The sequence below is a fragment of the Rhodococcus sp. P4_B6 genome (assembly GCF_056402215.1).
The window spans coordinates 1-11,835 of sequence record NZ_JBFUHV010000225.1 but is presented as its reverse complement, the minus strand read 5'-3'; the positions used below and the strand labels follow the sequence as shown (position 1 = coordinate 11,835).

The window sequence follows — 11,835 nt, the reverse complement described above, 5'->3', positions numbered from 1 at the left end:
CGCTTGGCGAGGGAGGTGTCGCGCCAGGCGGGGAAGGCGGCGGCTGCGGCGTCGATGACGGCGCGGGCGTCCTCGACGCTGGCGAGGGCGACCTGTCCGGTGACGGCGCCGGTGGCCGGGTTGGTGACGGGGGCGGTGTTACCGCTGGTGCCGGCGAAGGTCTTGCCGTCGGACCAGTGTGCGATCTCGCGAGTGATGTTGGTGCTCATGTGTTGTCCTTTCACCGCGTGCGCGCGATGTAATCCTTCATGGTCTTCAGTTGGTAGCGGGAGACGTCGTGTGCGTTCTCGTCCTCGGCGAAAACGCTGGACACCATCACCGTGTCGGGCTTGTCGTAGAAGCCGAGTTCGCCGAGACCGCCGAAGAACTCGTCCCAGTCGAGGTCGCCGTCGCCGATCTTGAGGTGCTGATGCACACGAACCGGGTTGCCGGGCGGATTGGTGATGTACCGGAGTCCGTGCGAGCGATGGTGATCCATCGTGTCCGCGACGTGAACGAGCCGGAGCATGTCGCCCGCCGCGCGCATGATCTCGAGCATTCCGGCGCCCATGTGGTACGAGTGGCACGCGACGAATACGAGGCCGAAGTTCTTGGAATTGATGCCACGGATCATCCGGATGGCGTCCAGGCCGTTCTCCACGAAGTCGTCGGGGTGCGGGTCGATGCGAACGTCGATGCCTTCACGCTCGATGATGGGGACGAGTTCCTCCATCGACCGGTAGAAGGCGCGCTCCGACTCCTCGGCCTTCTCCGGCCGGCCGCTGAACTCGGTGTTCATCACGTTCACACCGAGGTCGACGGTGATCTGGATGGCGCGCTTCCAGTACCGCACCGCCGCCTCGCGGGCGTCCTCGTCCGGGCCGGACCACCGCAGGACCGGCAACACCGAGGCGATGCCGACGCCGGCGTCGCTGCAGGCCTTGCGGAACTGACGGACCAGTTCGTCGTCGGCCTTCGGGTGGTTGAAGAACGGGATCATGTCGCGGTGCGGCGTGAGCTGCAGGTGCTCGAAGCCGAGTTCCGCGACGACAGCCGGCAATTCGAGCAGCGAGTAGTCGTGGTGGAACGGGGTGGGATCGAGTGCGATCTTCATCGTGATCAGGCTCCCGGTCCGATGGGTCGCTCCGCAGGCTCCGCTCCCGGAATGGAGGAACGGTCGACCATCTCGACGGTGACGCGCTCGCCCGTCTCCAGTGACTGCACGCCGGCCGCGCACACGGCGGCGGCGGCGTAGCCGTCCCACGCGCCGGGGCCGTCGACGTAGTTACCCGTCTCCGCGCCCGTGCGGACGGCGTTCACCCACCGCTGGATCTCGACGTCGTACGCCTGGCCGAAGCGTTCCTTGAACGACGGGGTGATCTCTCCGCCGTACATGCCGGCACCCGAGCGGCCGGTTCCCGCGCCGGTACCGTACCTGCGGACCAGTCCGACGTCGAGGCCGATGAACGCCGAACCCTTCTCGGCGACGATCTCGGTGCGCACCTCGTAGGCGACACCGGTGGTCACGAACAGTTCGACGTCGACGTGACGACCGGACTCGGTGCTGAAGAACGCGATCTGCGGGTCCTGAAGTCCCTCGGGCGCACCGGGGTTCGCGGCGGGCTTGAGGACGTGGACCGACGTGATCTCCTCGTCGAACAGGAAGCGGGTGACGTCCACCTCGTGGACCAGCGAATCCTTGACGATCATCGAGCTGTCGAAGCTCGGCGGCACCACCGGGTTGCGGTGCACGCAGTGGGCGAGGAGCACCCGCCCGAACACGCCGTCGTCGATGAGGGACTTCAGCTGCTCGTACTCGTGATCGAAGCGCCGCATGAAGCCGACCTGGATCAGCTTCTTGCCGAGCTCGGCTTCCGCCTTGACGATCTCGAGGGACGTGGCGACATCGGTGGTCAGCGGCTTCTCACACATCACCGGCTTGCCGTGCTCGAGGCAGGCCAGGAGCTGCTTCTCATGTGTCGGACCGGGGGTGGCCAGGACGACCGCGTCGACACCGGGGTCGGCGATCGCGTCGAGCGGGTCGTTGACCACGCGGCAACCGGGGATTCCGGCCGCGATCTCCTCGGCCTTCTCGGTGAAGTAGTCGTTGACGACGGCGACGGTCGCACCCTTGATGCGGTCGGTGATCCGCGCGACGTGGTCGGCGCCCATCATTCCGACACCCAGGACGGCGATGCGCAGGTCGTTGCTCTCGGACATAGCTGACTAGCTCCTGACGTGGTCGGTTAGACGAACTTGACGGACGGGATCCCGCAGGACCCCAGGTACTTGCGGGTGCGCTGGGCGATCGGGAGCGGCACGTCCACGGCGCAGGGGTAGAGATCCTGCTCGACGATCGCGAACACGTCGATGTCGAGCTTCTCGATCGCGGCGAGCAGCGGCGGCAGGTCGGGGATGCCGAGCGGGGGCTCGATCATCGCGCCGAGTTTGACGGCTTCGCCGAACGGCAGGTCCTCGGCCTCGACCTTGGCACGAACCTCGGGATCGACCTGCTTGAGGTGCAGGTATCCGATCCGTTCGGGGGCCCGCTCGATGATCGCGAGGTTGTCGCCGCCGCAGTAGCTGATGTGGCCGGTGTCGAGGCAGAGGTTGACGAATTCGCTGTCCGTGCCGTCGAGGAAGCGGTACACGTTCTCCTCGGTGTCGACGTGGCTGTCGGCGTGCGGGTGGTACTGCGCCTTGACGCCGTACTGCTCGAACATCTTCTTGCCCAGCTCGTTCATGCCGCCGGTCTTCTTCTTCCACTGTTCCGCGGTGAGGTTGCGGTCCTCGAGCACCTCGCCGGTGCCCGGGTCGCGCCACATCTCCGGGATCACGACCACGTGCTTGCCGCCGACGGCGGCGGTCAGCTTCGCGACGTCCTCGATCTGGGTCCACACGGCATCCCAGGAGTCGTCCTGGTGCAGGTGCTCGAAGACGGTGCCCGCCGACAGCTTCAGATTGTGGGCGGCCAGTTCGTCGCGGAGTTGCTGCGGGTCGGTGGGCAGGTAGCCGTACGGCCCCAGCTCGATCCACTCGTAACCGGATGCGGACACCTCGTCGAGGAACCGGCCGTAGGGGGTCTGCTGCGGGTCTTCCGGGAACCACACGCCCCAGGAGTCGGGGGCCGATCCGACGCGAATGACGCTCATCGGGAAATCCTTTCGAAAGTTCTGCTGGGGGCGGGTCAGTTGCCGGACGGGCGGAGGAACGGACGCTGGATCTTCTTCCACTGCGCGTACGTCTCGTACGCGTTCTGCGTGGACTCGAGGGTGCTGGTCGAGCTGACCGGGACGTCCCACCAGGATTCGCTGTCCGGGGCGGCGATCCGGGGGTCCGTCTCGACGTGGATGACGGTGGTCTTGTCGGTCGCCTTCGCTACCTTGACGGCGTCGGCGAACTCGGCGGCCGTGTTCGCGCGGATCACGTCGGCGCCGAGGCTCGCCGCGTTGGCCGCCAGATCGACGGGCAGGATGTCGCCGTCGAGCCGGCCGTTGTCACCCCGGTAGCGGTAGTCGGTGCCGAAACGCTGGGAGCCCAGTGATTCCGACAGCGATCCGATGGACGCGAAGCCGTGATTCTGCACGAGGACCACGATGACCTTGACGTTCTCCTGCACGGCCGTGACGAGTTCGGTGGCCATCATCAGGTAGGAGCCGTCGCCGACCATGATGAACACGTCGCGGTCGGGGCATGCCATCTTGGCGCCGATACCACCGGCGACCTCGTAGCCCATGCAGGAGAATCCGTACTCGACGTGGTAACCCTTCGAGTCGCGGGTGCGCCACAGCTTGTGCAGGTCGCCGGGCATGGAGCCGGCGGCGCACACGACGACGTCGCGAGGATCGGACAGCGTGTTGGCGAGGCCGATGACCTGGTTCTGGTTGAGGCCGAGCGAGTCGTCGTCGATCTTGTAGACCGCGTCGACCGTGGACTCCCAGTGTTCTGCGAGTTCGGCTGTGCGCAGACGATACTCGTCGGAAACCCAGTAGTCGCCGAGTGCCGCGGTGAGCGCCTCGAGTGCCTCGCGGGCATCCGCGACGACGCTGACGCCACCCTGCTTCACCGAGTCGATCGACGCCACGTTGATGTTGACGAACCGCACGTCGGGGTTGTTGAACGCGGTGCGCGACGCCGTGGTGAAGTCGCTGTAGCGCGTGCCGATGCCGATGATCACGTCGGCCTCGGTGGCGAGAGCGTTGGCCGCGGTCGTGCCCGTCGAGCCGATCGCCCCGACCGACTGCGGGTGGTCGTACGGCAGCGAACCCTTGCCGGCCTGACTCTGGCCGACCGGAATGCCGGTCGACTCGACGAACGAGGCCAGCGCCTCGGTGGCGCCGGAGTAGATGAGGCCACCGCCCGCGACGATCAGCGGCTTCTTCGCCGACCGGATGACGTCCGCGGCCCGCGCGATCGCCGACTTCTCGGGGAGCGGCCGGGCGACGTGCCACGTGCGCTCGGCGAACATCGACTCGGGCCAGTCGAACGCCTCCGCCTGCACGTCCTGCGGGATGGCGACGGTGGCCGCGCCCGTCTCGACAGGGTCGGTCAGCACGCGCATCGCGCCGAGCAGCGCCGACGGCAACTGCTCGGGCCGCCAGACGCGGTCGAAGTAGCGCGACAGCGGCTTGAACGCGTCGTTGACGGTGACGTCCCCACTCGACGGCAGTTCGAGTTCCTGCAGCACCGGTGCGCTCGCGCGGGTGGCGAACGTGTCGGCGGGCAGCAGCAGGACGGGCAGCCGGTTGATGGTGGCGAGCGCCGCACCGGTCAGCATGTTGGTCGAGCCGGGGCCGACGCTGGCCGACACGGCCCAGGTCTGCAGGCGATCCTTCTGGCGTGCGTACGCGACCGCGCTGTGCACCATCGCCTGCTCGTTACGGCCGAGGACGTACGGCAGTTCCGGTTCGGTGCCGGCCTCGACGGCGTCGATCTCGGCCTGCAGCAGCGCCTGACCGAGACCGGCGACGTTGCCGTGACCGAAGATGCCGAAGCAGCCTGCGAAGAACTTGGTGCGTTCGCCGTCCCGCTCGACGTATTGGCCGGCGAGGAATCGGATGGTCGCCTGAGCCACCGTGAGGTGGACGGTGCCCTCGGCGTTGGGGTTCTTGCTCGCCGACATCGGCGCGGTGGACACCACGGTCATGCTCCTTCGGACGGTGCGTGGAGGGGGAGGCGGGGATCGACGGTCTGGTGTTCCCAGCTGCCGCGCAGCCAGGTGTGTGCCGGGTCGTCGCAGATGTTCCAGGAACGTTCTTCGCCCGGCCCGGCCATCACGTTCAGGTAGTACATGTGATGTCCGGGGGCGGCGATCGACGGTCCGTGGTAGCCGTGCGGGACGAGGACCACGTCGCCGGATCGCACTTCCTCGAGCACCTCGATGGGCCGCTCGGGAGTGCCGTACACACGATGGTAGCCGAATCCGGTGCCGCCGAAATCCACTGCGGTGTCGCCGGCTTCGGCGATCTCGAAGTAGTAGATCTCCTCGAGCTGGGATTCGACGTCGCTGTTTTCGTCGTGCTTGTGGCTCGGGTACGACGACCAGTTGCCGCCGGGCGTGATGACCTCGCACGCGATGATCGAGTCGGCCTCGAATCGGTCGGCGGTGCCGAAGTTGTGCACCTGCCGGCTGCAGTTGCCCGCGCCGCGCAGTTCGACGGACACGTCCGCGGCCGGAACGTACCGGAACGGGAACTTCTGCCGGGCGCGGGCGCCGCACAGTGCGAAACGGCCACCGGTCGCGCTCGCCACCGTGTAGGCGGAGGCCCGTCCCACGTAGGCGAAGTCGCTCGGCCCGTCGAACACGGACCGGCGCCCGGTGAGCGCGAACTCGGTCCCCTCACTCGACACCGACGCCGACCCGGCCAGCGGCACGACGATGATCTCGTCGTCGCCGGTGGTGAGTTCGGCCGACCCGCCGGGTGCCAGGGTGAGCACCCGGAGGCTCGATTCCGTCCAGCCCGCCGACTCGGGGGTGACCTCGAGGTCGAACGGCCCGGTGGCCGCGGAACCGACCGGAACGTAGTACTTGCTGTTCATCGTGGGCCTCTCCGGCGTGCGTCAGTGAACGAGGGATACGGCGGTGTCGACCGCGGCGGCGACGTCCTCGTCCCGCGGGTACAGCAGGGTGCGTCCGACGATCAGGCCGCGGACCGATGGCAGTGCGAGGGCCTTCGCCCAGCTCGCGAACGTCTCCTCGGGGGCCGTCTGCGGGTCTCCGCCGAGCAGCAGCGTGGGGAGCGTCGTCGCGTCCATGACGCGTTCCATCTCGTCGACCACCGGAAGCTTCATCCAGGTGTAGGCGGACGTGGAGCCCAGTCCCTGGCTGATGTGGATGGACTTGATCACGGCGTCGGCGCTGAGGTCGTTCTTGACCTTGCCGTCGACACGCCGCGACAGGAACGGTTCCACCATCGCCATCAGCCCGGCCGCGGCCAGCGAATCGACGGCCTCCGCGCAGGCGGTGAGGGTGGAGAGGGTGCCCGGATCGTCGAGGTCGATGCGGCACAGCATCTTTCCGCCGTTCATGCCGGCCTTCGCGGTGCCCGCCGCGCTGTAGCCGGTCATGCGGTCGTCGAGTTCGAAGCTGGCGCCTGCCAGGCCGCCGCGGTTCATCGACGAGATGACCACCTTGTCGTCCAGCGCGCCGAGCAGCACCAGATCGTCGAGGATGTCGGCGGTGGCGAGCACGCCGTCCACGCCGGGATTGCGCAGCGCGGTGCGGAGGCGGTCGAGGAGATCCGTGCGACTGTTCATCGCGGTCGGGCGGTCGCCGACCGACAGCGCGCCGCGGGCGGGGTGGTCGGCGGCGACGATCATGAGCCGGCCGTTGCCGCGCACCGTGGGCCGGGCGATGCGGGTCGCCCAGGCACGGTCGATGGCGGCCGGATCACTGGCGCGTACCTCGGTGACGTCGGCGTAGGACGCGCAGACTGCGCGGTGAGCGAGAGTTTCAGACATTGACAGCCTCCGAAGCGGTGGATTCGGCGAGCTCACGGACCTCGTCGGCCGTCGGCATCGCGGTGGAGCATTCGAGCCGGGAAGCGACGATCGCCCCCGCGGCGTTGGCGTAGCGCAGGATCTTCTCGAGCGGCCACCCGGCGAGCAGGCCGTGGCACAGCGACCCGCCGAAGCTGTCGCCGGCGCCCAGGCCGTTGACGACGTCGACCTCGTTGGGCGGCACCGTGATGGACTGCGTGCGGGTCTTGCCGAGCACACCCTTGGGGCCCTGCTTGACGATGGCCAGTTCGACGCCGAGGTCGAGCAGCGCATCGGCGGCCTTGTGGGCGTTGGTCTCGCCGACCGCGATCTCGCACTCCTCGCGGTTGCCGACCGCGACGGTGACGTGCTGGAGGGCACGCTGCACCTGCGCGGTGGCGTCGGCGGGGGAGGACCAGAACATCGGGCGGTAGTCGAGGTCGAGAACGGTGTGGCTGCGACGTCCGCGAGCTTCCCATGCGGCGAAATGTGCGCTGCGGCTGGGCTCTTCGGACAGTCCGGTGACGGTCGACCAGTACAGCTTCGCGTCGCGGACCGCGTCGAGGTCGAGGTCTGCGGGCTTCACCTGCAGGTCCGGGGCGACCGGCTTGCGGTAGAAGTACAGCGGGAAGTCGTCCGGCGGGAAGATCTCGCAGAACGTGACGGGGGTCGGGTGGTCGGTGTCGATGCCGACGTACCGGTTGTCGACGCCGAGATCGGTGAGTGCGGTGCGGACGTAGCGTCCGAACGGATCGTTGCCGACGCCCGAGATGAGAGCGCTGCGGCAGCCGAGGCGGGCGGCGGCGACGGCGACGTTGGCGGCGCTTCCGCCGAGGAACTTGCCGAACGTCTCGACGTGCTCGAGTCCGACGCCGGTCTGCAATGGGTAGATGTCCACACCGCAGCGCCCGATGGCGAGGACGTCCAATCCGTTCCGGTTGGGTTGCGTCTGGTTGGTGGTCAAGGCTGACTCCCGAATAGGTCGTTGTGGGTGGTCTGCGCAGGGCGCCGAGGTCTGGTTGAAACTGTGCTCCACATCACCGGCTCCTGTCAAGACTTTGTCCTGACATTATTACTTGAAGTCAATCTGGTGTTAGTGTTCGCATACACTGCCGGAAAGATCGGCGGCGGCGGACGTCGCCACGCGCACGAGGATCGGAGTTGTCCGTGGGTGCACCACTCGCAGTCGAGCTCGACAGATCGAGCCCGGTTCCGCTGTATTTCCAGCTCGCGCAGACGATCGAGAACGCGATCATCGGCGGGGAACTCGCGCCCGGCGACCGCTTCGAGAACGAACTGGCGCTCGCCAAACGACTGAACCTGTCGCGCCCGACCACGCGCCGCGCCATCCAGGAACTCGTCGACAAGGGATTGCTCGTCCGCAAACGCGGTGTCGGCACGCAAGTCGTGCAGAGCGCCGTGCACCGGCCGGTCGAGCTCACCAGTCTCTTCGACGACCTCGCCCGCGCAGGGCAGAGCCCGACCACCAAGCTCCTCGACTACCAGGTCGCCGTGCCTGCCGAGGACGTGGCCGCCGAACTCAACCTGCAACCCGGCAGCGAGGTCGCGTCCATCCGGCGCCTCCGCAGCACCAACGGCGAACCACTCGCGCTGATGACCAACCACATCCCGGTGGATCTCGCGCCGGACCCCGACGAACTCGAGGCGCACGGCCTCTACCACGCACTCCGCGCCCGCGGCGTGCACATTCGCCTCGCACGGCAACGCATCGGCGCGAAAGCGGCGAGCAAGGCGGAGGCGTCACTCCTCGACGAGAAGACCGGGGCGCCGCTGCTCACGATGAACCGGACCGCGTTCGACGACTCGGGAAGCGCCGTCGAGTTCGGCAGCCACTGCTACCGGGCGTCGCGGTACTACTTCGACACCACCGTTGTCGATCGTTAGGACGGGGCGCGCGACGTCGTTCCCCCGGGGAATGGCCCTGCTGGTGGCGGGCGCCCTCTTCATGGAGATTCTCGACGCCACCATCATCGCCCCCGCCGTCCCGCTGATCGCCGACTCCTTCGGCGTCGACCCCGTCGACGTCAACATCGCGATCTCCGCCTACCTCGTCACGGTCGCGGTCCTCATCCCGGCGAGCGGGTGGGTGGCCGACCGGTTCGGGACCCGCCGGGTGTTCGTGGCCGCCATCGCCGTGTTCACCCTGGCGTCCATCGGGTGCGCCGCGAGTGTGTCGTTGCCGATGCTCGTCGCGATGCGGGTGCTGCAGGGAGTCGGCGGCGCCATGATGGTGCCGGTCGGACGGCTCGCGGTGCTGCGGTCGAGCACGAAGGGCGATCTCGTCCGCGCGATAGCCCTGCTGACGTGGCCCGCGCTCGCCGCGCCCGTCATCGCGCCCCTGCTCGGCGGCGCGATCGCCACGGTGGGCTCGTGGCGGTGGATCTTCGTCATCAACATTCCCATCGGGGTCCTCGGAATCCTGCTGTCGCTGAGGCTGGTTCACGGGGCCGGCTCGCGGTCGGCGAGGAGGCTGGACTGGCGGGGCCTGCTCGGGGTCGGAACGGGGATCGCGGCGGCGCTGATCGCCCTGGAAAGTATCCGCGTGACGGGCACGGACTGGCGCCGGGTCGCGCTCGGGGGAGTGGTCGCGGTCGTCCTGCTGGTCGCGTCCGCGGTCCATCTCGTCCGCACACCGCACCCACTCGTCGACGTCCGCGTGCTGCGCGTCCGGACGCTGCGCGCCACCGTCACCGGAGGTTCGCTCTACCGCCTGATCGTGACGGCCGTGCCCTTCCTGCTGCCACTGCAGTTCCAACTCGGCTTCGGCTGGACGCCGTTTCTCGCGGGTTTACTCGTCGCCGCGCTGTTCGCAGGCAACATCGCGATCAAACCCTTCACGACGCCGCTGATGCGGCGCTTCGGTATCAGGCCGATCCTGCTGGTGAACGCGCTGCTGTCGGTGGGCTGCTTCGGGTTGCTCGCCGCACTGAGTTCGTCGACCCCGATGCCCGTCATCGCGGCGGTCCTCTTCGTGAGCGGAGCCCTGCGTTCGGTCGGATTCACCGCGTACAACAGTCTCGCGTTCTCCGACGTCGATCGCGCCGACCTCACGCACGCGAACACTCTGAATGCCGCGGTGCAGGAACTGGCAGCCGGCCTCGGGATCGCACTCGCGGCTCTCGCGCTCACCGCGTTCACGCCGCTGGCGACGTCGTCCGAGCACGGGTTCGGTTCCGAATATTCTTGGACCTTCGTCCTTTTGGGCGTGCTGATGCTCGGCACGGTAGTCGACACGCTGCGTCTGCCGCGCGACGCCGGTGCATCGGTCACGCGCTGAGCGCGTCCCCTTATTTCGGCATTTCCGCTCGATTTCCGGGCCCACAGCGGTGACACGTGTCCCCCCGCATTTGATATGTGGTCCTAATGTCCAGACAAACTATTGACTTTCGGGTGTGACGCGTATTACATCTAAGGCACACGGCCAAGACGTCAACGAGCCGTTCGTCCCCCCGAGAGGAAAAACAGATGAACTTCCCCAATCGGCGTCGCGTGGCGGTGGTGGCCTGCGCGAGTGCCCTGGTGATGAGCCTCGCGGCGTGCTCGAGCACCGGCGGCAAGCCGGACAGCAGCGGCTCCGGGATCGGCGCGGGCAGCGCCGACACCCCGCGCATCACGATCGCGATGGTCACCCACGCGGCGCCGGGTGACACGTTCTGGGACCTGATCCGCACCGGTGCGCAGGATGCCGCCGACAAGGACAACGTCGAACTGAAGTACTCCTCCGATCCGCAGGCCCCCAACCAGGCCAACCTCGTGCAGACGGCGATCGACTCCAAGGTCGACGGCCTCGCACTCACCCTCGCCACCCCCGAAGCGATGGCGCCCGCCGTCAAGAGCGCGCAGGACGCGGGTATCCCGATTTCCGCGTTCAACGCCGGATACGGCGCTTGGAAGGACATGGGCGTCACGCAGTACTTCGGGCAGGACGAGACCATCGCCGGCCAGGCTGCGGGCAACCGGCTGAACGACGACGGCGCCAAGCACGTCGTCTGCGTCATTCAGCAGCAGGGCCAGATTCAGCTCGAATCCCGTTGCGCCGGTGCCAAGCAGACGTTCCGCGGCACGTTCGAGACGCTCAACGTGAATGGTGAGGACATGCCGTCGGTGAACTCGACGATCGCCGCCAAGCTCCAGCAGGACCCGTCCATCGACGGCGTGCTCGCGCTCGGCGCGCCGATCGCCCTCACCGCCGTCCAGTCCGTCGGTAACGCGGGCAGCCCCGCCAAGGTCTTCACGTTCGACACCAACGCCGCGCTCGTCGACGCCATCTCCGACGGCAGCGTGCAGTGGGCCATCGACCAGCAGCCGTACCTGCAGGGCTACCTGGCGATCGATTCGCTGTGGCTCTACCTGAACAACGGCAACGTCATCGGCGGCGGCGGGCCGACACTGACCGGGCCGTCGTTCATCGACAAGACCAACATCGACAAGGTCGCCGAGTACGCCAAGGCCGGCACCCGCTGACCGGCGGTCGATTCACATGACAGGACACACGATCCGGACCCCGGTGGGTCCATCTCTCGCACACACAATCACCGTCACCATCGACCCGGTCGCAGGACCGGCCGGCACCGCACAACGCTGAGATCCACCGGCGCGGAGAGGAAATCATGTCCACACAGCAAGATCTGGACCTTGCCAGTCACAAGGTCGTCCACGACGAACGGGTGAAGGAACAAAAACGCCTGCAACGGCTGCTGGTCCGCCCCGAGATCGGGTCCCTGTTCGGTGCGATCGCGATCTTCGTCTTCTTCATGGTCGTCGCACCCCCGTTCCGCAGCCCCGAGGCGCTGGCCACGGTGCTCTACGCCTCCTCCACGATCGGGATCATGGCCTGCGCGGTCGCGCTGCTGATGA

Annotated in this window: 11 protein-coding genes and 1 pseudogene; 4 read left to right on the top strand and 8 right to left on the bottom strand. The window is 67.6% G+C overall.

Going from position 1 to position 11,835, the window contains the following annotated elements; all coding sequences use genetic code 11:
* The 8 genes from AC1DWT_RS45620 to iolC all read right to left on the bottom strand — a co-directional run.
* Positions 1 to 209 (bottom strand): aldehyde dehydrogenase family protein (locus AC1DWT_RS45620; protein ID WP_477925790.1); only part of this gene is annotated, 209 nt, incomplete at its 3' end.
* Positions 210 to 220: 11 nt separating this feature from the next.
* On the bottom strand, positions 221 to 1,093 hold the full coding sequence (locus tag AC1DWT_RS45615; RefSeq protein WP_095865146.1) for a sugar phosphate isomerase/epimerase family protein: 873 nt from the start codon (positions 1,091 to 1,093) through the stop codon (positions 221 to 223).
* 5 nt (positions 1,094 to 1,098) lie between these two features.
* Positions 1,099 to 2,199: a Gfo/Idh/MocA family protein gene (locus AC1DWT_RS45610; protein ID WP_095865147.1), complete on the bottom strand. Its 1,101-nt coding sequence runs from the start codon at positions 2,197 to 2,199 to the stop codon at positions 1,099 to 1,101.
* Between the two features lie 26 nt (positions 2,200 to 2,225).
* Complete coding sequence (locus AC1DWT_RS45605; protein ID WP_072947093.1) at positions 2,226 to 3,131, bottom strand: sugar phosphate isomerase/epimerase family protein; 906 nt, start codon at positions 3,129 to 3,131, stop codon at positions 2,226 to 2,228.
* 35 nt (positions 3,132 to 3,166) lie between these two features.
* Positions 3,167 to 5,125 (bottom strand): 3D-(3,5/4)-trihydroxycyclohexane-1,2-dione acylhydrolase (decyclizing), encoded by a 1,959-nt coding sequence (gene iolD / locus AC1DWT_RS45600; RefSeq protein WP_206012746.1) that lies wholly within the window; start codon positions 5,123 to 5,125, stop codon positions 3,167 to 3,169.
* Positions 5,122 to 6,018, bottom strand: a complete 897-nt coding sequence (gene iolB, locus AC1DWT_RS45595; RefSeq protein WP_206012745.1) for a 5-deoxy-glucuronate isomerase — start codon at positions 6,016 to 6,018, stop codon at positions 5,122 to 5,124. Before iolB ends, iolD begins: the two co-directional genes overlap by 4 nt.
* Before the next feature lie 21 nt (positions 6,019 to 6,039).
* Complete coding sequence (locus tag AC1DWT_RS45590; RefSeq protein WP_072947095.1) at positions 6,040 to 6,939, bottom strand: Cgl0159 family (beta/alpha)8-fold protein; 900 nt, start codon at positions 6,937 to 6,939, stop codon at positions 6,040 to 6,042.
* A complete protein-coding gene (gene iolC, locus AC1DWT_RS45585) occupies positions 6,932 to 7,921 on the bottom strand; it encodes a 5-dehydro-2-deoxygluconokinase (protein WP_072947096.1) in 990 nt (329 codons plus the stop codon). Before iolC ends, AC1DWT_RS45590 begins: the two co-directional genes overlap by 8 nt.
* A 203-nt stretch (positions 7,922 to 8,124) precedes the next feature.
* On the opposite strand from iolC, the gene AC1DWT_RS45580 reads away from it, so the two are divergent.
* From AC1DWT_RS45580 to AC1DWT_RS45565, 4 genes and pseudogenes are all read left to right on the top strand, one after another.
* The gene (locus AC1DWT_RS45580) at positions 8,125 to 8,862 is read left to right on the top strand and encodes a GntR family transcriptional regulator (protein ID WP_072947097.1); all 738 of its coding nucleotides are present in this window, start codon (positions 8,125 to 8,127) and stop codon (positions 8,860 to 8,862) included.
* 31 nt (positions 8,863 to 8,893) lie between these two features.
* A complete protein-coding gene (locus tag AC1DWT_RS45575; protein WP_095865149.1) occupies positions 8,894 to 10,255 on the top strand; it encodes an MFS transporter in 1,362 nt (453 codons plus the stop codon).
* A gap of 188 nt (positions 10,256 to 10,443) precedes the next feature.
* On the top strand, positions 10,444 to 11,442 hold the full coding sequence (locus AC1DWT_RS45570) for a substrate-binding domain-containing protein (RefSeq protein ID WP_124391183.1): 999 nt from the start codon (positions 10,444 to 10,446) through the stop codon (positions 11,440 to 11,442).
* Positions 11,443 to 11,588: 146 nt separating this feature from the next.
* Positions 11,589 to 11,835, top strand: a pseudogene (locus AC1DWT_RS45565) (ABC transporter permease); the annotation flags it as partial.

Bases quoted from the DNA above. Each gene is read 5' to 3' on its own strand.
- AC1DWT_RS45590 (WP_072947095.1), bottom strand. From the start codon at position 6,939: ATGTCTGAAACTCTCGCTCACCGCGCAGTCTGCGCGTCCTACGCCGAC.
- iolD (WP_206012746.1), bottom strand. From the start codon at position 5,125: ATGACCGTGGTGTCCACCGCGCCGATGTCGGCGAGCAAGAACCCCAAC.
- AC1DWT_RS45570 (WP_124391183.1), top strand. From the start codon at position 10,444: ATGAACTTCCCCAATCGGCGTCGCGTGGCGGTGGTGGCCTGCGCGAGT.
- AC1DWT_RS45610 (WP_095865147.1), bottom strand. From the start codon at position 2,199: ATGTCCGAGAGCAACGACCTGCGCATCGCCGTCCTGGGTGTCGGAATG.
- iolB (WP_206012745.1), bottom strand. From the start codon at position 6,018: ATGAACAGCAAGTACTACGTTCCGGTCGGTTCCGCGGCCACCGGGCCG.
- AC1DWT_RS45575 (WP_095865149.1), top strand. From the start codon at position 8,894: ATGGCCCTGCTGGTGGCGGGCGCCCTCTTCATGGAGATTCTCGACGCC.
- AC1DWT_RS45605 (WP_072947093.1), bottom strand. From the start codon at position 3,131: ATGAGCGTCATTCGCGTCGGATCGGCCCCCGACTCCTGGGGCGTGTGG.
- AC1DWT_RS45615 (WP_095865146.1), bottom strand. From the start codon at position 1,093: ATGAAGATCGCACTCGATCCCACCCCGTTCCACCACGACTACTCGCTG.